Below are 23,530 nucleotides of genomic sequence, written 5' to 3'. Positions count from 1 at the left end.
AGAGAAGAAGAGAAGAGAGATACGAGCGCTTTTATACGCTCGTCATTAATGGTGTGGTGATAGTTTAGCGATAAACTTAATTCAATTTAGGACTTTTACCAAAATTATTGTCACCGTCATTACCAGATAAGAAGCCACATTCAACCAATAACCATAAGCCACCAATAAATGGCACAAGACCAATTAACATCCACCAGCCGCTCTTATTACGATCATGAAATCGTTTGATATATAGCGCGCATGATTCCCAAGTGTTTAGTACGAATGCGATTAAAATAACGATTAATCCAGCGGCACTTGGTGCGTTAGTTTCTACATCAAATGTCATTGATAACAGTCCAAAAAGTACTAATGATTGAACGATCATGAATAATGTACCTAGCCAGAATTGCTTGCGACTAATACGTCCTTGAAAAGAAAATAAGATGTCTTTCATTTTTATATTACCGGTCTATTTAATTACCAACAGGGCAATTATTATGGAGCTGAATTATACTCAATTACAGAGAGGCATGTTGCCTAAATCCATAGGCAATTAATGTTATTTGCTAGAGAAAAACACCTTATGTTGATCTAGATTATCTAATGCTGTCGATAGTTGATGAGATTTCATCGATAAGTAATTTGGCACTGTCACTTCTTAGTTGAAATAAGGTCATAAAAATTAAATCGGTAATGACGTTTTGTGCCGTACGAGATGAAATGGATGAACTGCGAAACTGACGTTCATCTGCAATGGTATCAATACAATAGCTTGCGACTTTCCTTAATGGACTTTTCTTCGTAGAGGTAAGGGCAATAACCGTCGCTCCTTTTTCTATTGCCATTTGCGCAGCGACTAATACTTCCTTTCTGTTTCCTGAATAAGAAATCACAATTTGTACATCTGTGTTTGATAGCGTATTCGCGGTAGCGATTTGAACATGACTGTCTTGCTCTGATAACGCCGTCATTCCAATCTTTAATAATTTAAAGGACAGATCTTTTGCGGTTAATGCGGATCCTCCAATACCAATAATTTGAATTCGGTTGGCATTGTTTAATAACGAGATAATGTGTTCAAACTCTTGGTAATCAATGGCGTTGGTGGTAGCAACTAAGGCGTGGTGTTTTTCTTGAACCAATTTTTGGGCCATTGTTAATGAAGAATCATCACTGTGGATTTTATTGTGGATTGGCTTTTCTGGTTCTAGGATGGCGTGCTTTCTTCCTATGTCTTCGATTATTGCCAATTTAAAAGCAGTGAATCCTTTAAAGCCCAATTTTTGCGTTAGCTTAATGATGCTAGATTGAGAAACTTGAACTCTATTTGCCAATTCTTGGCTAGAGTAGGCACCGATTGCCGTGGGCTGTTCTAGTATAAAATCTAAAATTTTAATGCCATTGGCTGACAAATTGCTTCTTTGATTTTGTATCTTTTCTAAAATACTCATAATGCCTATCTTTTTTTGAATTAATTATTCCAAATTTACTCTTATTATTCTTGATTGGTTTTTTGTTTTTATCTTATTGAAAATTAATGGTTTGTTTCTGTTGTTTAACGTGTTCTATCTTATTGTTAATTTTGTTTATTCCACTTATTTTGAGAGTTTAGAATAACTTTTGTTGTGATTTTGGTCACTAAATGGAATTTTTTATTCTTTATGATGGCAATCATTGAAATTGAGAATTTATCTTTTGAAGAGAACGCCATTATGAAAATTGATCTAACCACATTGGTAACAGAAAGCCGTAATCAAGCAAGTGAGCAAATAGATGTGTTATCAACCGTAGAAATGTTGACGGTTATTAATAAAGAAGACCAGAAAGTGGCGTTAGCCGTTGAAGCTATTTTGCCTCAAATCGCAGAAGTTGTAGATGCAATTGCTGTGGCGTTTCAATGTGGTGGGCGTTTGATTTATACCGGTGCAGGCACATCTGGCCGCTTAGGTATTTTGGATGCAAGTGAATGCCCTCCAACCTACGGTTCTAATCCTGATCTGGTTGTGGGTTTAATTGCTGGCGGTCATAAAGCGATTTTAAAAGCAGTAGAGAATGCAGAAGACAACCGTGAATTAGGCGCATCAGATCTGCAAGATTTGGGATTGAACGAGAAAGACGTGCTAGTGGGTATTGCCGCGAGTGGACGTACTCCTTATGTTCTTGGTGCGATGGCATACGCAAAATCAGTGGGTGCAACCGTAGCAACGCTGAGTTGTAACCCAAATAGCCCAATGACAGAGCTGGCAGACATCAATATGACACCAGTTGTTGGCCCTGAAATCGTAACTGGCTCTTCTCGTATGAAAGCCGGAACCGCTCAAAAATTGGTTCTGAACATGTTAACAACCGGAGCGATGATCCGCACTGGTAAAGTATTTGGTAACTTGATGGTTGATGTCGAAGCAACCAATGCAAAATTAGTACAGAGACAAAAGAATATTGTTATTGAGGCTACGGGCTGTTCAGAAACGGAAGCCGCAGAGTCGTTATCTCAATGTAATAACCATTGTAAGACAGCGATTCTTATGGTGTTGTCTGGGCTCGATGCGAAAAGTGCGACAGACAAATTGACGGAATATAATGGATTTATTCGCGATGCACTCGCTAATAGCTAACCAGACTATGCAGATCAATATGGTCTGCAATAGCCTCTAGATTGAGAAAGGAAAATGGCATGGCCAAGATAACGACATCAATGGTACAAGAGATCTTAAACGCAATTGGTGGCAAAAATAATGTCATTAAATGTGGCAACTGTATGACGCGTTTACGTCTTACTTTGCATGATGACAGCTTAGCGAATCGAGATACGATTAAACGCATTGCAGGCGTGATGGGTTTGGTTGAAAGTGATGATCAATTTCAAATCGTTTTAGGCCCAGGCAAAGCACAAACTGCCGCTGAAATGATGAATGAAATGATGGAGGGAGAAGACAATAGCGACACGCCTGATTCGTCAAAACAAAAAGAGTTGAAAGACGTTGCTTCTGAGCATAAACAGAAATTAAAAAAGAAACAAACGAGTGCGACACAGCGATTTTTAAGTAAATTTGCGACCATCTTTACTCCGTTAATTCCGGGTTTCATTGCCGCTGGTTTGCTATTGGGTTTTGCTACGCTATTAGACCAACTCTATATCATGGGAAATGAATCTCCAAATGCCAATTTGGTTGATTTGATCCTGTATATGAAAGTGTTCAGTAAAGGCTTATTTAGCTTTTTAAGTATCCTGATTGGTTATAACGCACAACAGGCGTTTGGCGGTTCTGGGGTTAATGGTGCGATTTTAGCTTCTTTGTTTGTTCTGGGTTACGATCCTGAAGCAATGACGGGAATTTATGCGGGCATGACCGATTTCTTTGGGCATGGTATCGACCCGAGAGGTAACATCATTGGCGTATTAATCGCCGCTATTGTTGGCGCGGGTGTTGAGCGTAAAGTTCGTCAATATATGCCTGATAACCTAGACATGATCTTAACCTCGGTAGTGACTCTGCTGATAATGGGTGCGGTTACTTTTGTGGTGATTATGCCGCTAGGTGGCGTGTTATTCCAAGGCATGTCATGGTTGTTTATCAACTTAAATGGCAATCCGTTTGGTAGTGCCATCTTAGCTGGGTTGTTTTTAATCTCAGTGATGTTTGGTATTCACCAAGGTTTCGTTCCGGTTTATTTTGCACTGATGGATGCGCAAGGTTTCAACTCATTATTCCCAATTCTAGCAATGGCAGGAGCAGGGCAAGTCGGTGCATCATTAGCTTTGTACGCTAAAGCAGGAAAAGACGCCTTACTTCGAACTCAAGTTAAGGGTGCCATTATTCCTGGTTTCTTAGGTATAGGTGAGCCGCTGATTTATGGTGTGACATTACCACGAGTAAAACCGTTTATTACGGCGTGTATTGGTGGGTCTGCCGGTGGTTTCTTTATCGGATTAGTGTCTTACATGGGATTACCAGTAGGTTTGAATACGGTATTTGGTCCATCAGGTATTGTCGCATTACCATTAATGACATCAAGCGCGGGTATTTTTGCAGGTATGCTTGTGTTTGCTGCCGGCTTAGTGATTTCTTATGCGGTTGGCTTTATTGCAACGTGGTTCTTTGGCACAAAAAATGTAGATTTGAGCTAAGCTTAGTATTGGAAAAATAAAGAACGAATAAGTACTTTCCCCTATAAGTACGTTAAGGCCTCGCAGGTACCACTGTGAGGTCTTTTTTTATGCCTAGCTAAGCAACAAGAATCGCGTACAATGCCTTCAATTCTCAATAGTTAGGAAAGCCAGTGGCTATCAAACCAACCATCTACAAATTTCGTATCGCGTTAACAGACTTGAATCGTGATCATTATGATTCAGTAAGCTTAACCATTGCTCAGCACCCATCAGAAAGTGAAGAGCGTATGATGGCTCGTGTATTGGCATTTTGTTTGAATGCTGAAGAGCGTTTAACGTTTACGAAAGGATTGTCTGCGATTGATGAGCCGGATATTTGGGTTCGTGAATACGATGATACGATTTCTCTTTGGATTGATGCAGGTGAGCCAGATCCTGAGCGTATGAAAAAAGCGTCACGCCAGTCTAAAGTGACTAAGGTGTACAGCTTTAACTCAAAATCTGAAGTGTGGTGGAAGCAAAACCAAAGTAAATTCAAACAGTATCCTGTTGATGTGGTTCGTTTTGATTCTGTTCAAATACACTCATTTTCTGCATTGTTAGAAAGAACGATGGAAATGTCAGTGATGATCACAGGCGATTCAGCGTTTATTTCAGCTGCGAAAGGTGACTGCGAAGTGACATGGGAAACCTTGCAATCGGTTGAATAAATTCGAAAGGGTAAAGCGTGTAATACTGCTGTTTCCTTTCTAACATCTAGTTCATAATGCCTTCTGATATGACTATCATAATAGAAGGCATTTTTTATGGAGCTTCCTCTAATGGATTTAGGTTTGTTGTTTGCGATGATTTTGATTTTTATCGGGTCATTTGTACAAAGTGCGATTGGTTTTGGTTTAGCGATTGTCACGGCACCTCTTTTATTTCTTATCTCGCCGAGTTACGTTCCTGCGCCTATTGTGATTGTTGGTTTGTTTTTATCCATTATTAATGCGTATAAATACAAAGCGAATGTCTCTTTTCGTGGCTTAGGCTATGCATTTTTAGGTCGAATTCCGGGATCGATTCTTGGAGGTTTGCTGCTTTATTATGTTGACGCAAAACTCTTGTCACTTTGGATTGGGGTTGTCGTATTGCTTGCGGTTGTGGTGAGTTTGTTGCCTTTTCGCATTGAACCAAATAATTCAAGAATGACAATTGCTGGTTTTTTCTCTGGTTTGTTCGGTACGAGTTCTGGTATTGGTGGTCCGCCAATGGCGTTGTTATTACAGCACCAAGAGGCGAATTTAATCCGCGCTAATTTATCCGCTTTCTTTGTTGTGAGTAGCCTTATATCGCTAGCGGTGCAAGTCCCTGCTGGTTATATGAGCATGTCGCATTTGTATCTTACTTTACCGTTATTACCAGCGTCATACGTTGGTTATTTAGTCGCAATGAAAGTGGTGGATAGAATAGACAAAGAGACGATTCGAAAAGTGTCTTTAGTGATGTGTTCGATCTCTGGTGTCGCAGCGATTGTGTTAGCGTTAAGATAACGCTAACTTACCAATACCGTGACGTTTTCATTCTTTCGGTTAGAAAATCAATGAAGGCTCTCTGTAAAGGTGTTACTTGTTTTCGTGTCGCGTAAATCGCATAAACGTTTAAGATTTTTGGCTGCCATTCAGGCAGTAATGGCACTAAGTCACCACGATCAATCAAGGGTTGAACGGTAGGTAAGGGTTGTTGACTAATGCCATTTCCTCGTAATGTCGCGGCAAGTAATACTTCTGACAGGTTTGCGCTAATATTCCCCGTAATTGGAACAGACTCTGGCCCATTAGGACCATCAAACACCCATGCAGAACGGCCAAAATAAGTGTAAGAAAGGCAGTTATGTTGACTGAGTTCTTGTACATTTTGAGGCGTGCCATTTTTGGCTAGATAGGTGGGTGAAGCACAAATAATAGAGCGGCATTCGCCTAGACGCTTAGCCACAACATTTGGTTCAACGTCATTCGTGATGCGAATAGCCAGATCAATACGAGATTCAATAATATTTACCGATTCGTCAGTAGAAAGGATATCTATCGAGGTTTCTGGCCACATCGTCACAAATTCATCAATCACATCAATTAAACAACTGTCTATTAATGAATAGCTTGCCGTTATTCGTAGTTGTCCTTTCAGCTTTACTGTATTTTGATTTCGAATGCCATCCAAAGTACCCGCTAACGCTAATAGGTTTCGTGCGGCCTCAAGCGTTTCTTCCCCAGGCGTGGTTAGACTGAGGCTTCTTGTGGTTCTATGCAGTAATCTAACGTCCATCCAATTTTCTAACTCAGCCAAATAACGAGACACTTTTGCTCGTGACATGTCGAGATGATCAGCTGCTGCACTCAAACTTTTCTGTTCAACGATTGTGACAAAAACATGTAACGCGGTCAGTCTATCCATCACTTTGTACCTAAAATCTATATGCTCGAAAAATGAAACGGTGAAAGTCAGATTATCGGGTATTTCAACGAAATACAATCTAATAACATAGTCTTTTAATCGTGACGTATTCACTGACTGTTTCTACTTATATAGGTAAATTATGACTACATTTTCTGCAATCACTTTAACGAGCGCACTGATATTGACCAGCTATGCATCCGCAGCAGATCTTAATATTTCACCGTACAATCCAGGTAAAGATGGCGTTTTTCCAACGACGTCAGTGCTTGTTAGTGGTGAAAAAGAAGCCATTTTGTTTGACGCGCAATTTAGCATTAAGGATGGTGAGGCATTAGTTCACAAGATTAAAAAAGGGAATAAGAAGCTCAGTATGATTTACATCAGCGGTGGTGATCCAGATTATTACTTTGGGTTACAACCATTAGTTAACGCGTTTCCTGATGTCAAAGTGGTAGCAAGTGAAGCGGTGGTAAAGCATATCAAGAAAACAATGGATGCTAAACTCGCTTATTGGGGACCAATTTTAGGCGATGGAGCGCCAACAAAGCTCATCGTTCCTGAGGTTTTCAATGATAAGACGCTGATTCTTGATGGCAAAAAAATAGAAGTAAAAGAGATAAATACACATCAAGCTTATTTGTGGATACCATCAACGAAGGTTGTATTTGGTGGTATATCGGTGTCTTCTGGAATGCACGTGTGGACTGCGGACTCACAAACAAAAGAAGCAAGACATGAATGGTCACAATCATTAGAGCGAATGATTAAATTAGATCCAGAAGTCATTATTCCGGGACATTATCTTGGTGATATACCGAAAAAAACGGAGGCAGTTTCGTTTGTGATTAATTATTTAAAGCATTTTGAAGAGGCGTTATCTCAATCAAACAAGTCCGAAGATGTCATCAAAATGATGAAAGATCTTTACCCATCATTAGCAGGTGAAGAGGATTTATCATTAAGTGCGAAAGTGAATACGGGCGAGATGGAGTGGTAACACTAATCATATTGAGTTTGAGTCGTTATTTTTATCGATAACGACTGAATTAATAAACAAAAAAACCGCTCTTAGATTGAGAGGTTTTTGTATTTAGTATGTGAGTTAATGCCTGCGTATTTTCAGCAGACATCAACCACAAAGTTAAGTTAGCTTGGTGAATTCAATCTTGTTTTAATCGCCAATTTAGCGTCTTCGTTTGCTTGCAAAGCTTCGTCTTCGACCTTTTGAGACATTAATGCATCAAAGGAAACACGCGCTTCTTGAGCAAGTACTGACGCCGCCAATTTAGCTTCTTTAGCATTCATTGAGTCATCCGTTAATTGACGTAAATTTTCAATAATATCATCAGGCGCATCGCCTAAATCAACGCTTGATTCTCCACGTGCTAACGCTTCTTTACGTAATTGTTTTTTCAGCATCCAAATTGCATCGTTCGCTTCACGCTCAAGATCTGCGGCTTCAATTGCGTTGTCACGTAGTTGTTCAAAGCGAGCCAATGCTTGACCTTCTTTACTCCACGGGTCAACATCTGGCAGGTTAGATATGTTGATTACTGGATCTACGTAATCATCTTGGTGTGCCAAGTCTAGCATCGCTGCTTTAACGCCTGAAATCATTAGCATTACTGCGATAACTAATAGCGGTAAACCACCCACAATTGCCGCTGTCTGTAGTGTTGCTAAGCCGCCCATAAACATCAATGTCGATGGCATGAATGAAAGGGTGAAAGCCCAGAATAGGCGGTTCCAACGCATTGGTTCTTCAGTCACATTCGTTTGTACCACTGACGCTAAAATATAAGAGATAGAGTCAAATGTTGTCGCGGTGAAAATCACACACAACAAGGTAAATACAGCAATGACGAAGGTACTAAATGGCAGTGTTTCTAAGATAGAGAAGATGGCGCGAGTTGGCCCTTCTACATTAAGAATGTTCACTACATCTAACTCACCCGATAATTGCAGTGATAAACCGTAGTTACCAAGAATGATGAAGTACATTGAACAGCCTAGAGAGCCGAAGAATACCGCACCAGAGACCATCTGCTTAATCGTTCTACCGCGTGAAATACGAGCAACAAATAGGCCCATGCTTGGTGCAAATACTAACCACCATGCCCAGTAGAAAATGGTCCAATCTTGTGGGAAGTGAGTATCTTCAAAAGTCCCCATACCACCGAAAGGTTCAGCCCAAGTCGCCATAATAAAAAAGTTAGATAACATACGGCCGATTGAATCTAAACCTGTTTCCAACATAAAGATTGTTGGACCACAAACTAAGACAAACAGCAGTAAACCTAACGCACCCCAGAAGTTAATATTACTTAAAATCTTAATGCCTTTATCCATGCCCATGTACGACGAGTAAGCAAAGATCGCGGTACATACCATCAATACTAAGATCTGGCTGCCCGTTGTTGCTGGAATACCAAATAGATAGCTAATACCTTCGTTAATCAGTGGTGCGGCTAAACCTAACGTTGTTGCTGCGCCACCTAATAAACCAAAGATAAACAGAACATCAATGATTTTGCCTAATTTACCAAAGCTGTTAGCTTCACCAATAACAGGCATTAAAGCAGCAGATACTTTTAGTACAGGCTGTTTACGTACATAGAAGAAGTAAGCGATAGGAATTGCAGGGATCATATAGATACACCAAGCAATTGGACCCCAGTGGAACAGACCATAAGTGGCAGCCCAACGTACCGCTTCTTCACTGCCCGCTTCTAGTTGAAACGGAGGGTTTTGATAGTAATATGCCCACTCGATGGTGCCCCAGTACAAAATACTAGCGCCGATGCCGCCACAAAATAGCATGGCCGCCCAAGACGCCAATGCAAATTCTGGCTTCTCATCTGGATCACCCAGTTTGATTTGGCCGATATCAGAGAAAACGATATAGATCATGAAGAAAAATGCCGCTAAACCTAGACCTAAATAAGCAAAACCTAATTTGTCGGTCATAAATGTTTTAGCAACGGCAATCCATTCAGCGCCCTGAACTGGAAATACCAGTAAGGGAGTAACAACTGAAAAAAGTAGTAATAGTGCGCCGAAGAATGTTGGTTTATCGATAAGCTCGAAGTGCTTTTTCATTTTTATTGTCCGTAATAAAAACAGATTTAATTAAGTGCGCGCACAAATAACTCCCCGTACTGAGGAGATCAGACAGGTTTAACTTAAATTAGTAGAGTATAAAATATTGTAGGCGGACGGTTTTTTGTGAGTAATTTAGTGCTCGAAAATTATCCAAATCACGATTAATCTGGATTCAAGATAAAATAGTGCTAATTGGCCTGTCTGTCGACAAACTTATTTCTTGAATTTATAAAAAGTGTGATCAAGGTATCATAAAGATTTAACCAGAAAAATCAGCTGTTTAATAACCATCCTAAACTGACCAAAACCCTTAATGAATCCACCATAGACTGAATATTAATACCCAACGCGTCAATAACTAGCCTTAAACCATCAAACCGTTGTATTCCTATTTTTAATGAGCGTATTCTACAAATAGATAACTAATTATAAATAGGGATGTACCATGATTTATCCTTTCACAAAGCAAGACTCAACGGTTGACCAGTACTTTTCTCATAACATTGCTGACCCATATCGCTGGTTAGAAAACGATACCAGTGCAGAAACAGAAGCGTGGGTGACAGAACAGAATACAGTGACGTTTGACACCCTTTCTCACATTGATAATCGCGACGCTATTCGTGATTTAATTGCGACAGGGCAAGATTACAAAAAGACCTCACAGCCATTTAAGCGTGGCGATTACACCTACTTTTATCAGAATGACGGCTTACAAAACCAAAGCGTAGTGTATCGTTCAAAAGAAGGTGGAGCGGTTGAGGTTTTTCTTGATCCAAATACGTTCTCTGAAGAAGGCACAACGTCATTAGGCTCGGTAAGTTTTTCTAAAGATACGTCTCTTGTTGCTTATTCTATTTCAGAAGCGGGCAGTGATTGGCGTAAAATTTTTGTATTAAATACAGAAACCAAAGAGCAAGTAGAAGCGCCGATTGTTGATGCAAAATTCACGGGTATTTCTTGGTTAGGAAATAAAGGGTTTTATTATTCGAGTTACGACAAGCCAACAGGCAGTGAATTGTCGGCAAGAACTGATCAGCATAAATTGTATTATCATGAAGTGGGTAAACCGCAATCTGACGATGTGATTGTATTTGGTGCGACAGAAGAAGAGAAACATCGTTATGTTAGCGGCTACACCACAGAAGATGATGCGTATTTGGTGATCTCTGCGGCGACCTCGACCTCGGGTAATAAGCTATTTATCGAACGATTAGACGTTAATAATCCAACACGAATTACGGTGTTAGCTCATACTGATTCTGATACGTATGTGATTGAGAACGAAGATTCTCGTTTACTGATGTTCACTAATTTAGAGGCACCAAACGGTAAAATTGTGTCTTATAATGCGGTAACGAGTGAATGGATTGATGTTATTCCAGAGCAGCCACAACCGCTTGAGATCAGTGTGGGTGGTGGTACGTTGTTTGCGAGTTATATGGTCGATGTATTAAGCCAAGTGAAGCAATATGACTTCTCCGGTAATTTGTTAAGAGAGATTGAGCTACCGGGAGAAGGGCAAGTATCTGGCTTTTCAGGTAAACGAGAGCAAACCAATTTGTTCTTTACGTTTACCAATTACGTCACGCCACCAACAATTTATCAATGTGATGCAAATACAGGAGAGGTAGAACTGTATTTAGCCTCTGAATCTCCGTTTGACAGTGAAGGGTTCGAGTCGACTCAAGTGTTCTACACATCAAAAGATGGCACTCGAATTCCGATGATTATCTCGCATAAAAAAGGGATTGTATTAGATGGTAAAAATCCGACGATTCTTTATGGCTACGGCGGATTTAATGTCAGCCTAACCCCAAGTTTTAGCGGCATGATGGCTAGCTGGTTAGAATTAGGTGGGGTATACGCCGTACCAAATATTCGTGGTGGCGGTGAATATGGAAAAGCATGGCATAACGCAGGGACTCAACAGAAAAAACAGAACGTGTTTGATGACTTTATTGCGGCAGCTGAGTGCTTAATTGAAATGGGTTATACCGATTCAGAACACTTGGCACTTCGTGGTGGTTCAAACGGTGGATTACTCGTAGGAGCGTGTATGACTCAGCGACCTGAGTTATTTAAAGTCGCATTACCAGCTGTCGGAGTGTTGGATATGCTGCGCTACCACACGTTTACGTCGGGTGAAGGTTGGGCGTACGATTTTGGCACCTCAGCACAAAGTGAGGAGATGTTTCATTACTTACTAGACTATTCACCGGTTCATAATGTTAAAGAGGGCGTTGAATACCCTGCAACGTTAGTGACGACGGCGGATCATGATGATCGCGTTGTACCTGCGCATTCTTATAAGTTCATTGCTGAATTACAGAAAAAACAAACTGGTGAGAATCCCGTGTTGATCCGTATTGATGTGAATGCAGGGCATGGTGCCGGAATGCCAATATCTAAATCGATTGATTTAATGGCCGACATCTACGCGTTTACACTCGCGAATATGAAAGTAGATCCGTTTGCTTAAACATAAATAAATGAGTTGAAAAATAAAGGCCTTAACATGATGTTGAGGCCTTTATGGTTAAGCGAGTGATGCGTATTTAATTAAGCACTTCTTTTTAGTGCGAGTTCAGCTTCACCTGCTTTTGGATCATTAAAGGCATCAATGTCTAACTCATTTTCTGATTTAGCCACAATACAAGTCACCACACTGTCACCGGTAATATTTACCGCAGTACGGATCATATCAAGTAAGCGGTCAACACCCATGATGAGTGCAATACCTTCTAAAGGTAAGCCTACTTGGTTTAATACCATCGCTAACATGATCAAACCAACACCAGGGACACCAGCGGTACCCACAGATGCAAGCGTTGCTGTTAGGATCACTGTCATGTAATCCCCAATGCTTAGATCTACGCCAAATGCTTGAGCAATAAAGGCCGTTGCGACACCTTGCATGATAGCCGTACCATCCATATTAATGGTGGCACCAAGAGGAATGGTAAATGAAGCGACTTTATTACTGACACCTAATCGATGTGTTGCCGTTTCCATGGTCACTGGAATAGTGGCATTAGAAGAGGCGGTAGAAAAGGCAAACATGATGGCATCTTTCATCTTCTTCCAAAACACGATAGGGCTTAGGCCTGAAAGAACTTTAAGAAGAATACTGTAAGTGACAAAGGCATGAATAAGCAGTGCCGCAACGAGAACTAAGAAGTATGCCGCTAGGTTTGCGATTGAATCTAAACCTAAACCAGTAAACAGTTTCGCCATTAAAAAGAAAATACCGTAAGGCGCTACTTTCATTAGCAGCGTAACCAGCTTCATGATTACTTCATTTACGTCGCTAAAGAAATCAGAAACACGTTGTCCTGCTTCTCCAGCAAGGCTGATGGCGATACCAAATAGCACCGCAAATACGATAACTTGTAACGTATTACCTTGAGACATTGCAGCCATCGGGTTGCTTGGGAACATGCCAACAATAACTTGGCCTAATGAAGGTGCTTCTGCTGTGCTAAAAGAAGCCGCAGAGGTTAGATCGGCACCGGCTCCTGGGTGTAAGAAGATACCCATGATGAGCGCTAAAGAGATGGCTAACGCAGTGGTTCCGATATAGAAAGCGAGAGTCTTACCGCCTAATCGACCTAATGTTGTCATGTCTTTTAAAGAACTTGTACCGCAAACAAGGGAAACAAAGACAAGGGGAATTACGAGCATTTTTAAGCTGGCAATGAAAATTTTCCCACCAACATCAAACAAACCATTGACTAGGTACTCGTTAATAAAACTATTGTCGCCTAAAAAAGTACGGATCAAAAATCCACATAAAATACCAGCAACCATGCCGGTAATGATGCGAGCAGTTAAAGAGCTTTTAATTTTTTTATTGTCGTTCGTCATGAACTAATCTCCATTAAATTACTTTGTACAACTTTCAAAGTGCGAGCAGGTTAGCAGATCTAAAATGAAACTTGTTCGTTACATTTATAATTTGTCCATTAGTGTGTTTTATGTCACGTAACCTATAAGCGAGTGCTATGAAAATAATCGAATAGGTCAGTCATACTTAGGATGTTGTCACTAATGTTGGAAAGGAATTATTGTAAAAATACAACTTTATAGGTAGGGGGTTGCACTGTTTTTATTTACACTTGCTCGATAGATTGTTGGTTTGAAGTTAATTAATCGGATGGTTTTTGTATGAGGTTATCGGTGTAACCATGAATCTTCAAATAGTCAGGGCTCGATCCTTTTTCGATACAATATCGGTCAGATTCTCTTATTTTTAATTGCTTTGATACTGACTTAAGTTTCAGCTATGAGTGACGGTTATATACGGAGAAACCCTAGTATTCAACGGAGGAGTGCTATTTTGTGTTACAATACGACACTTGGGATTGAGAAAAAGAGCAATTAATCACCTACCGTGGTGATTCTTATCATGTTTATTTATATGGTACCGCTACTCAATCAAATAGTAATTGGATAAGGAGTTGTCCTTATATTCGTCTAGCTGTTCGCTTAGCCGGATATGTGAACATTATCGTTTATGAGTTTTAAATCAGAAAAGTACAGTATTGAATCGACGGATTATGAAGTCGGTCAAGATAACATCAGTAAATGGGGCATGGATGTCCACAACACCGTTTTTGTAGCCTCAGTCGGCTTATCTCTTCTCTTCATCATCACTCTTCTCGCATTACCTCCCGCAGACGCAAAAGCAGCCATTGATTCACTTAAAGGTTCTGTGTTGTCAAATTTTGACTTCCTCTTTATGTGGGGCGCTAACATCTTATTAATCTTCGCCATTATTTTAGCATTTTCGCCTTTGGGTAAAATTCGCTTAGGTGGTGATGACGCGAAACCAGATTATTCAAAAGCATCTTGGATCTCGATGTTATTCGCTGCCGGTATGGGTATTGGGCTTATTTTTTGGGGTGTTGCCGAGCCAACCGCGTTCTTTACCAACTGGTTTGGAACTCCGCTTAATGTAGAACCTTTTACAGAAGCAGGGCGTGAACTTGCACTGGGTGCAACGGTCTTCCACTGGGGCTTACACGCATGGGCTATCTATGGCATGACAGCACTTTGTCTTGCCTATTTTGTTTACAATAAAGGGTTACCACTCTCAATGCGCTCGGTGTTTTACCCATTATTGGGTGATCGAGTTTGGGGGCGAACAGGTGATGTGATTGATATCTTAACCGTATTGGTTACCTTGTTTGGCCTAGCGACTTCCCTTGGTTTAGGAGGCACACAAGCGGCTAGTGGTATCAGCCATGTTTTCGGAATAGACAATAACATCTATCTTCAACAGGCCGTTATCGTATTGATTATGGGTCTGGCGATCATTTCTGTTCTCCGTGGTATGGATGGTGGCGTTAAGTTTCTTAGTAACCTTAATATGGTTATTGCGTTTGTCTTCCTTGGCCTTATTGCTGTTTTGAATTTCACTACCGTATTGGATTCTTTGGTTACGGCTCTAACGGGTTATGTGAAAAATATTATTCCATTGAGTCAAACCTCGGGTCGTGAAGATACAGCGTGGTTGCACGGTTGGACTGTGTTCTATTGGGCGTGGTGGGTTGCGTATGCTCCTTTCTTTGGTATGTTTGTTGCTCGTATCTCTAGAGGACGCACCGTTCGCGAATTCCTTCTTTGTGTAATGCTTATTCCTACAATGGTAACCACGGCGTGGATGTCTATCTTCGGCGGTGTGGCTATTCAACAAGTTATCGATAAAGTTGGATTATTGGGCGCTCAACAAGGTATTAGCGATGTTTCTTTAAGCTTGTTCCATATGTTAGACGCTTACCCATTTGGGGATATTCTATCCTTTATTGCCGTGGCACTGATTATCGTTTTCTTTGTGACAACGTTAGATTCAGGCTCTATTGTTATTGATGGCATGACCGCCGGTGGTAAGTTAGAAGTACCCGTTAAACAGAAAGTAGTTTGGGCGGTTATCTCTGGTGTTATCGCAATGGTTATGTTGTGGATTGGTGGTACTCAATCTATTGAATCTTTGCAATCAATTACCATTATTGCCGCAATGCCGTTTACGATAATTCTTTTATTGGGCAGTGTGAGTCTGTTTAAAGGGCTATTGACGGAAGTTGATAAACCAAAAGTAGCAACTGACCAAGTTAAGTAATTGCGTTAGCTAATCATTAGATTAAGAATTAGATTTACAGTAAAGCTCTCTGGTACTTTGTGCTAGGGAGCTTTTGCTTTTTAGAGAGTCTCGAACACTAAATATGCAATAACAATGCGGAGGTAATAAATTATGAATATTAAGCGAAAGATGATTACAAAGCAGCGATGACTCGTATCAGCGAACTTACTAGCGGCGATTCTGATGCATTACCAGATATTGAATTTGATGAATTAGAAGTTTTAACCATTTTAGCTGAAGCATATGAAAACTTTTATTATAAAATTGAAGCCTAGGGCAGCGTAGCTGAGTTACAGAGAGCTTAAAGAGAAAGAGACGACGTTTACTCACCATGATTAGAAACTTAAATCATAAGTTGAACATCCCACTTGAGAGTCTTATTTGCGAATATCAACTTGCTAAGTAATCAGCTAACTCTTGGTGATTGCAACTTTAAATCCTCCTATTTGGGGGCGTTTGACGTTAAGTAAAACTAGGAGATAATTTTCTTGAATGAATCACAGCAATAGTGGAAGGAGGGCTCTTTATTTTTATAATACATATTTATTACCATACTGAGTTATTTCAGGGTTATCTAGCTTGTTTCTATCCCAAACACGCTAGATTTAGTACTCGTTTATATTGTGTTAAGTGCGTTTCCCTACCAAAAGTTATCTACTCTTACTATGCAGTTTTTTGTAAAGCTTAGTTATATATCACGGAGACAAACTCGACCGAACCCTTGTACCAAAGCACAAAGAACTGATTTATTTATTCTAAATCATATTAAATAAAAATACTGAATGAAAATCTTATTCATTTCAACTTTTGTCTTGTATTCTGAATTCTCTAAATCTACTGCTTTACTTATTGATAAATATAACATTTAATTGCCATTGGGAGCCTTTCGTGCATATATCAAAAATCCATATAACAAACTTTCGAAACTTTGAGCGATTAGAAATTGAAACTGGTCGTAACATGGTTATCGTTGGTGAAAACAAAGTTGGGAAAAGTAATTTTCTATTTGCTCTCCGCTTGTTACTCGATCCATCTTTATCAGATCTAGACCGATTTTTGAGTCTTGATGATTTTTGGGATGGACTTGGTAATAGTAAGTTAGGAAGCTCGATTGAAGTATCTTTGGAATTGCAAAACATAGATCATTCGAGTACCACGCTATCAATACTTGCCGATGGACTAATAGATGTAGCAACCCATACAGCTAAAATTACGTATGTATTTAAACCTAAAGATAATGTTTCTATTCATTCAATAAACGACTATGAATTCTACATATACTTAGGCAATGATACTGAAAGGTCTATCAATAGAAGTTTTAGAAGATCTATTCAAATGGAACTCTTTCATGCGTTACGTGATTGTGAAAGAGAATTAAAGAATACGAATAGAACACCAATTAAAGCCTTCTTGGATTCAGTTAGTGATACATTGACAGAGTCAGAAAAGATTTCCATTTTGACTGGCTTCGAACAGACTCAAAGTGCATTAAGTGCAGTATCTAGCCTTACTGATATTGAGCAGAACATTAACTCAATGCTTGACACTATAGTAGGAAGCAGTCACGTTTCACCAGTTCAACTTAAGCTAGCCCCTCAAGATATCAACAAGCTTGTTAAATCTTTACAGTTACTGATTGACTCTGGTGTACGTACTATCAGTCAATCTAGCACCGGTAGTTCTAACATATTATTCCTAACTCTCAAGCTACTTAACCTTCAACACTCGATGAACGTAGGTGAACAAGACTTTACCTTCCTTGGTATTGAAGAGCCAGAAGCTCATCTACACCCCCACGTTCAGCGCTTATTGTTTGAATACTTCTATAATTCATCTGCTAATCTCAATACATTACTCACAACACATTCACCACATATTGCGAGTAGCGCACCTATTGAGTCACTAATAGTCCTAAAAGAGCAACATAATCAAACTAGCGGGTTAGTTTCCACACAGGGGTATTCTTTAGTTAATTCTCCGCTTAGTTCTGACGACGTTGACGATATGAGTCGTTATTTAACAGTTACACGGGGGGAGGTACTCTTTGCCAGAGGTGTAATTCTTGTAGAAGGAGATGCGGAAGAGTTCCTTATTCCTGAATTAGCGCGAAAGCTTAATTACGATCTGGATAAAAAAGGAATTTCGGTTTGCTCTGTAGCGGGTACCAATTTCGCTCCATATGTAAAATTTCTAAGATGTATAGGAACTCCATTTGTCATTATCACTGACAGAGACCCATTAGACAGAGATACCCCTCTGGGTATAACTAGAATCGATGAATTGTTAAAGCTGATAGATTCAACTCATACTATTCTACAATCTGAAGCATCAATTATTACAATTGGTCAAACTAAAGGTATTTTTACGAACAACGAGACGTTAGAGACTGAGCTTATGTCATCTGCACCTTTAAAGGCTGCTGTTTGCCAGATTCTATTAGAAAAGCACGGCGATAGACCTCGCGTTGGCAACACAATCAGATTATGGCGTGACAATATTTCTCCAGTAGATAACGCAGCTTTACTTCGTTATATAGGCGAAATTGGAAAAGGTCGATTCGCAAAAAAACTTGCTAATGCCCTACCATCGAACTCTTGCCCTCAGTACATCACCTCTGCAATCGAGTATGTTTATGAAAGAACGTAGTATACCGAGCAGATACAGAATCGAAGCATTAGAACTAAACCAAAACGGACAAATGCAAACGTATAGCTCTACCGGCAATTGTGCAGTCATAGCCGGTCCCGGTAGCGGCAAAACCAAAACTCTAGTTTTGAAAGTAGCTCGTATCATTGATGAAGACCTTTCACACAATGGGAAAGTAGCTTGTATTACCTATAGTCGACAATGCTGTAAAGAACTAGAGCTTAGGTTTCATAAGTTGGGATTATCCTCCTCAGATCAACTTTTCATCGGCACAGTTCATAGCTTTTGTTTAAGCCAAATCGTTTCTTCATTGTCCCATCTAGTCGACACGGACTTACCTGAAACTTATTCAATCGCTAGTGAGTCCCAACAAAATGAAGTTTTCAACTTAGCAAAGCAAAATGTTGGACAAGATACTCAGTATCTTGGAATGCCCGCGATGACTAAGTACAGAATGACTTATTTAGAACGAGGGGAAGCGTTCACTGAGACAAATCCCACACTTGCAGCTTTGATTAATTTTTACGAGCAAGAATTGCGACAACGTAGTTTGGTTGACTTTGATGACCTAATTTTAATTTCTCGAAGATTGATCTTGGAACACAGTTGGGTTCGCGACGTTTTACTAGCTAAGTTTCCCGTCATCGTTATCGATGAGTACCAAGACCTTGGTAAACCTCTGCATGATATGGTTATCGCTTTAGCTGAACATGGTGTTAGGGTTATCGCAGTTGGAGATATTGATCAGTCAATTTACGGGTTTACTGGTGCCCACCCTGAGTTATTGAATAGTTTGAGCGCTCGCGTTGATTTCGACAGCGTAACAATGAACTTAAACTACCGTTCAGCTCAAAATGTCGTATCACTATCTGATGGGTTTGCAGGTGAACAACGAGGTATCTTGGCTCATAACAATGAACGAATCGCTACTATCGCTTACCATCTTTGCTCTTCAGGGCTCAATGAACAAGTAGAGCAAGCTTTAAACAAAGCTCTGAGTTATGTTTCACTATCTGAAAATCGTACACTGAGTGATGTTGCGATCTTATATCCCACAGCGGAAATTGGGGACCTTGTAGCGAAGAAGGCTCACGAGCTAGGTTTACATTATAGTAGGACTGACAGTAGAGCGCCTTATAGGAAAAACCCGTTAACTATTTTTGTCGAGAATTGTGCATCTTGGGTTACTCATGATTGGGTTCAAGCTAAAAAAACGATCTATTTGGGTGATTTGATATCAACATTTAATAGTTTTCTGAGTCAATCTAATTTAGACGATACTCACCACAACGTTTTGAGGTTCGTAGATTATTTGTGGGCTTCAAAAAATACTCATATTGAAATTGCACCACTCGAGTTTTTGACTGAGCTGATGAGCTTATGCTTCCCTTCAAATTCAGTTCCTCCCGAATTATCTAATGATTTCAAAGAAATATTAAAAATGAAATCAGCGTTGTCTAGTCATGGGGTGTTAGCGAGTCTAAGCATCGAGGTATTCGGCAATAATCGATCTAAGTCAGATAAACTGAATCTAATCACCTACCATTCATGTAAAGGTTGTGAATATGATGTTGTTATAGCACTAGGGTTAGACAATGGAGTTTTCCCCAAATTAGTATGGAAGTACCCAGAAAAACAATGGTTTTATCCAGTCCCTAAAGCTTTACAAGAAAGCCGACGGCTGTTTTTTGTGGCATTAACCAGAGCAAAATATGACGTTCACTTCTATAAATCTGAGTTTTTCTTGACTAAAGGAGGACGCGCCCTAAGTTATGGACAAAGTATCTTTTTAGATGAACTTCAACACAGAATAGATGCTTCCGGTTTGCTATTGTGAAGATAACGCAACTAGTAGCCAAGAGCGGGTGACGCATCAATTCAAGCCTGAATTGATTATTTAACTAATAATTAGGGTGATAAATGTCCCGAAAAAAATTTATGGCATCCCATGGAGCAACAAATCGCAACGATCGCTATGGTTGGGCATTTGTAAATCATGAAAACAAAGTAGTTATTTTTGGTGCTTGGGATGTAAATACGGAGCCTGACAGAGCTTTAATATTATCAATGGATTGGGAGCGAAATGAGTTAGGGCGTAAGCAAAATGCATTTGGCGAAGCTATGGAGTATATCAAGCTTGTTGAAAACGAAGGTTACTCACTTCAAACCTTCCCCATCATTTTAGATGAAGAGTATGACAACAACTTAGGTACGGGAAGAGCTAAGATAAAGGACTATGTTGCAGCACTCTCAGAAATGTCCCTAGAGCATATAGATGGCAATTATTATGGAGTCGGAACACATAGCGTGCAACACTCGAAAAAAAACAGTTCCAGTATAGCTCAAGATGTGACTGACATATTCGACTCTGCAATTGAACAAACTGAACGCGAGAGCTTAGTTCTCTCGCGGATTGGACAAGGAAAGTTCAGACAAAATGTAATTAATTATTGGGGTAATGGTGAGTGTTGTGCGCTAACTCTAACTAATGTACGAGAGATTCTAATTGCATCACACATTATACCTTGGTCACAATGTGACAGTAATGAAAAAAGGTTAGATGGTGCAAATGGCATTTTGCTTTGCGCCCATATCGATAAATTATTTGATGCTCACTTATTAACTTTCGTAAAGAAGAAAGCAAAATTTATCTCTAAGTTATCGCCTATGCTCGACTTAGCACTATTAAAGGGGATGGGAGTTCAAAACGGTGACGAGCTTTGTACCAGCAATTTGAGCATTGAGCATCGTGAGCGATTTGAAAAATATATGGTAGAACATAATAACCAGTTTTCGCTAAAGTGTAATGACGTTTAATAGAATATAGATTTTCCATACCTGACATTATCCGTGATTTGCTAATGTTTGATTTCCGAAACTCGTATCTGTTCAAAGCAAATTGCTCACTAAAGTTCTCACACAAAAAGGTCGCTTATTGCGACCTTTCCCTACAAAATCCCAAGGGCTCTTTCTTTAAGCCCTTCCGTATACCCATTAATCTTCCAATGCTCTGGACTCCAGCCTTTTACAAAGCGTTGAAAATCAGCCCAAGCTATACAAAACAGTGGTCGCCATTCTTGCTCAATATCGTCACTTGCCTCGGTGCGCCCTAAACGCAATAGGGAGGCTTTAAGTTGGCTAAAGTAATTATCCAATAATTCGTTCTCAAGCTCTGCACATTGTTCTGGCATAACCGCACTGCTGATAAACAAGATCACATCCTTCATCCCGCAGCCTTTACCTACGTATTGGAAATCAACCGCAGCTACCTGATTACCACCTTCAGAAAAACAGAAGTTCGCTAACTTGGCATCGCCATGCACTAAGGTTTGGTAACGGGTGTTTTTTAGTGTTTCATCAATCTTAACTGCCGCTTGCTTTAAGGGTAAATCCGTTAAGGCTTGAAGCTCATCAGGGCGAGTCTCTAAATGCCAATACGTACCTGTTTTCCATAATCCTGTAGGTTCAACATTAAGATGTTCGGCGTGAAAGTTTGCAAGCCACGTTAAGCAGGCTTTGGTTTCATTTATTGAGGCGCTAGTTTGTAATGATCCAGTTTTTACGATTGGAAATCCGCAGGTCGCTAAATCTTCCAATACTAAGATCAGCTCATTATCACGCTGCTCTACGTATAAACAGCGCGGCACAGGACAATGGGTAGAAACCGAATTGGCGTAAGTTTGATACCAATTGAGTTCAACTTGATAGGAGTCGAGTTTACGTTGGTGTGAGAGATCAGTATTCCACCCTTTAGGATGTACTTTAGGTTTTGGTAACGTGATCTGTTTGATGATGATAGAAGAGGTTGGAGCTTGTGTTAAATGCAAACGCACCAATTCACCATAACCACCCCACAAGGTTTGTAAGGTGTCAGTCTGGCGAATTGATGCGTTTTCGAAACCCGAAATACGTGATAAATCAAACATGTTCGAGTTCCTTTATTTAGTTTAAACGTAGGCTACTTATGGTTTGAGAAGTTTTCGCCTTTCGCCATGCGATCATACATGATCACATTCACAGCAGCCGCTAAGTTCATGCAGCCATTGGTAGGTACATAAATGGTTTCACGGCAGAAATCAGTGATTTCTTTTTTCAATGTACCGTCTTCAGGGCCAAAAATATAAAACGCACGAGGTGGGTGCTTGTAATCTGGTAACGGCTTTGCGCCTTCGATAAGATCGACAGCAACAGGAACACAATCTAAAGGAATGATGTCTTTAAGATCTTCAACACCAATAAGTGGCACATTTAGGTGCTGACTTTTTGTATCAGTACAAAATTTCTTGGCAATATCGTAACGTCTTCCCGTGTAAAATACCGAGTTTACGCCATAGCAACCTGCCGCTCGCATTACTGAGCCTACATTTTCAGGTGTTTTTGGGTTTACCAATCCAATACAAGAGTAACCTTTCGTCATTATTACTGTCTTTCCAATACAAAATTTGGGCGAAGTATACCTAAATTAAAGGGATTCATATAGACTCATTAGATAATTTCCTAGGAAGGTGAAATATGAAAACAGTTGCGATCCTCGTCGATGTGCAAAACATCTACTACACTACGCGTGACGTATACCAACGTCATTTTGACTACAATGCATTATGGGCAAAAGTGACTGATGGCCGTAAGGTTGTCGGTGCAAACGCGTATGCCATTGCTCGTAGTGATGATAAGCAAAAGCAGTTTCATAATATTCTTCGTGGCATTGGATTTGATGTAAAGTTAAAACCGTTTATTCAACGTCGTGACGGTTCAGCGAAAGGCGATTGGGATGTAGGCATTGCGTTAGATGCTATCGAGCTTGCTGAGCAGGCGGATATCGTGGTTATTCTGTCGGGCGATGGTGATTTTGAATTACTCGTTCAGCGAATTCAGTCACGTTTTAACAAAGAAGTTGAAGTGTATGGCGTTGCAGATTTAACCGCAAATGCATTAATTGATGCCGCTGACCGCTTTATTCCAATCGAAGGTAATCTATTGTTATAAAAGAAATTCAGGGATGTTTTATGGGGTTCGCCGTCGTATTTTTTCTCTGAATTTGTTTTCTACGCCTTACTGCTCCTACTGTATTTTATAGAGTAAGGGAGGAGGAGTAAGGTGAACGGCTT

General features: G+C 40.1%; 19 protein-coding genes. 12 read left to right on the top strand and 7 right to left on the bottom strand.

Annotation, left to right across the window (positions count from 1 at the left end; genetic code table 11):
* Nucleotides 1–76: 76 nt before the first annotated feature.
* A complete protein-coding gene (locus tag A6E04_RS06935; RefSeq protein WP_065610652.1) occupies nucleotides 77–436 on the bottom strand; it encodes a DUF805 domain-containing protein in 360 nt (119 codons plus the stop codon).
* A gap of 142 nt (nucleotides 437–578) precedes the next feature.
* The gene (locus A6E04_RS06930; RefSeq protein WP_065610651.1) at nucleotides 579–1,433 is read right to left on the bottom strand and encodes an SIS domain-containing protein; all 855 of its coding nucleotides are present in this window, start codon (nucleotides 1,431–1,433) and stop codon (nucleotides 579–581) included.
* Between the two features lie 261 nt (nucleotides 1,434–1,694).
* Here A6E04_RS06930 and murQ point away from each other — a divergent pair, with 261 nt between their 5' ends.
* The 4 genes from murQ (at nucleotide 1,695) to A6E04_RS06910 (ending at nucleotide 5,628) form a co-directional block, all read left to right on the top strand.
* Entirely contained in the window at nucleotides 1,695–2,597 is a 903-nt protein-coding gene (gene murQ, locus A6E04_RS06925; RefSeq protein WP_023603099.1) for an N-acetylmuramic acid 6-phosphate etherase, read from the top strand.
* 59 nt (nucleotides 2,598–2,656) lie between these two features.
* A complete protein-coding gene (murP, locus tag A6E04_RS06920) occupies nucleotides 2,657–4,111 on the top strand; it encodes a PTS N-acetylmuramic acid transporter subunit IIBC (RefSeq protein ID WP_065610649.1) in 1,455 nt (484 codons plus the stop codon).
* A 152-nt stretch (nucleotides 4,112–4,263) separates the two neighbouring features.
* A complete protein-coding gene (locus A6E04_RS06915; RefSeq protein ID WP_012549986.1) occupies nucleotides 4,264–4,803 on the top strand; it encodes a YaeQ family protein in 540 nt (179 codons plus the stop codon).
* Between the two features lie 111 nt (nucleotides 4,804–4,914).
* Nucleotides 4,915–5,628 (top strand): sulfite exporter TauE/SafE family protein, encoded by a 714-nt coding sequence (locus A6E04_RS06910; protein WP_039798246.1) that lies wholly within the window; start codon nucleotides 4,915–4,917, stop codon nucleotides 5,626–5,628.
* Between the two features lie 7 nt (nucleotides 5,629–5,635).
* Here the strand turns inward: A6E04_RS06910 and A6E04_RS06905 are convergent, their stop codons facing one another.
* The gene (locus tag A6E04_RS06905; protein WP_065610647.1) at nucleotides 5,636–6,529 is read right to left on the bottom strand and encodes a LysR family transcriptional regulator; all 894 of its coding nucleotides are present in this window, start codon (nucleotides 6,527–6,529) and stop codon (nucleotides 5,636–5,638) included.
* A 142-nt stretch (nucleotides 6,530–6,671) separates the two neighbouring features.
* Between A6E04_RS06905 and A6E04_RS06900 the strand changes: the two genes are divergently transcribed.
* Nucleotides 6,672–7,529 carry a Vmh family MBL fold metallo-hydrolase gene (locus tag A6E04_RS06900; RefSeq protein ID WP_065610644.1) on the top strand — a complete coding sequence of 286 codons (858 nt, stop codon included), beginning with the start codon at nucleotides 6,672–6,674 and terminating at the stop codon, nucleotides 7,527–7,529.
* Between the two features lie 149 nt (nucleotides 7,530–7,678).
* Here the strand turns inward: A6E04_RS06900 and A6E04_RS06895 are convergent, their stop codons facing one another.
* A complete protein-coding gene (locus A6E04_RS06895; RefSeq protein WP_017020533.1) occupies nucleotides 7,679–9,631 on the bottom strand; it encodes a BCCT family transporter in 1,953 nt (650 codons plus the stop codon).
* Between the two features lie 448 nt (nucleotides 9,632–10,079).
* On the opposite strand from A6E04_RS06895, the gene A6E04_RS06890 reads away from it, so the two are divergent.
* Nucleotides 10,080–12,116 carry a prolyl oligopeptidase family serine peptidase gene (locus A6E04_RS06890; RefSeq protein ID WP_065610643.1) on the top strand — a complete coding sequence of 679 codons (2,037 nt, stop codon included), beginning with the start codon at nucleotides 10,080–10,082 and terminating at the stop codon, nucleotides 12,114–12,116.
* 80 nt (nucleotides 12,117–12,196) lie between these two features.
* Here the strand turns inward: A6E04_RS06890 and A6E04_RS06885 are convergent, their stop codons facing one another.
* A complete protein-coding gene (locus A6E04_RS06885) occupies nucleotides 12,197–13,501 on the bottom strand; it encodes a dicarboxylate/amino acid:cation symporter (protein ID WP_012549995.1) in 1,305 nt (434 codons plus the stop codon).
* A 649-nt stretch (nucleotides 13,502–14,150) separates the two neighbouring features.
* On the opposite strand from A6E04_RS06885, the gene A6E04_RS06880 reads away from it, so the two are divergent.
* The 5 genes from A6E04_RS06880 to A6E04_RS06860 all read left to right on the top strand — a co-directional run bounded on the left by A6E04_RS06880 (nucleotide 14,151) and on the right by A6E04_RS06860 (nucleotide 21,239).
* Nucleotides 14,151–15,755, top strand: a complete 1,605-nt coding sequence (locus tag A6E04_RS06880) for a BCCT family transporter (RefSeq protein WP_065610640.1) — start codon at nucleotides 14,151–14,153, stop codon at nucleotides 15,753–15,755.
* 167 nt (nucleotides 15,756–15,922) lie between these two features.
* Entirely contained in the window at nucleotides 15,923–16,051 is a 129-nt protein-coding gene (locus A6E04_RS21555) for a hypothetical protein (RefSeq protein WP_280513400.1), read from the top strand.
* Nucleotides 16,052–16,664: 613 nt separating this feature from the next.
* Nucleotides 16,665–18,422, top strand: a complete 1,758-nt coding sequence (locus tag A6E04_RS06870) for an ATP-dependent nuclease (RefSeq protein ID WP_065610638.1) — start codon at nucleotides 16,665–16,667, stop codon at nucleotides 18,420–18,422.
* Nucleotides 18,409–20,259, top strand: a complete 1,851-nt coding sequence (locus A6E04_RS06865; RefSeq protein ID WP_065610636.1) for a UvrD-helicase domain-containing protein — start codon at nucleotides 18,409–18,411, stop codon at nucleotides 20,257–20,259. Before A6E04_RS06870 ends, A6E04_RS06865 begins: the two co-directional genes overlap by 14 nt.
* A gap of 83 nt (nucleotides 20,260–20,342) precedes the next feature.
* Nucleotides 20,343–21,239, top strand: a complete 897-nt coding sequence (locus A6E04_RS06860) for an HNH endonuclease (protein ID WP_065610635.1) — start codon at nucleotides 20,343–20,345, stop codon at nucleotides 21,237–21,239.
* Between the two features lie 131 nt (nucleotides 21,240–21,370).
* Here the strand turns inward: A6E04_RS06860 and A6E04_RS06855 are convergent, their stop codons facing one another.
* Both A6E04_RS06855 and A6E04_RS06850 read right to left on the bottom strand, forming a co-directional pair.
* Nucleotides 21,371–22,348 carry a phosphotransferase gene (locus A6E04_RS06855; RefSeq protein WP_065610632.1) on the bottom strand — a complete coding sequence of 326 codons (978 nt, stop codon included), beginning with the start codon at nucleotides 22,346–22,348 and terminating at the stop codon, nucleotides 21,371–21,373.
* 32 nt (nucleotides 22,349–22,380) lie between these two features.
* On the bottom strand, nucleotides 22,381–22,839 hold the full coding sequence (locus A6E04_RS06850) for an RNA methyltransferase (protein WP_012550001.1): 459 nt from the start codon (nucleotides 22,837–22,839) through the stop codon (nucleotides 22,381–22,383).
* 95 nt (nucleotides 22,840–22,934) lie between these two features.
* On the opposite strand from A6E04_RS06850, the gene A6E04_RS06845 reads away from it, so the two are divergent.
* The gene (locus A6E04_RS06845; RefSeq protein ID WP_012550002.1) at nucleotides 22,935–23,408 is read left to right on the top strand and encodes a LabA-like NYN domain-containing protein; all 474 of its coding nucleotides are present in this window, start codon (nucleotides 22,935–22,937) and stop codon (nucleotides 23,406–23,408) included.
* Nucleotides 23,409–23,530 lie beyond the last annotated feature (122 nt).

Source organism: Aliivibrio logei (assembly GCF_001691055.1).
Lineage (GTDB): Bacteria > Pseudomonadota > Gammaproteobacteria > Enterobacterales > Vibrionaceae > Aliivibrio > Aliivibrio salmonicida.
Note: the sequence above shows the minus strand (reverse complement) of the source record. Positions and strands in the feature narration are given on the sequence as shown.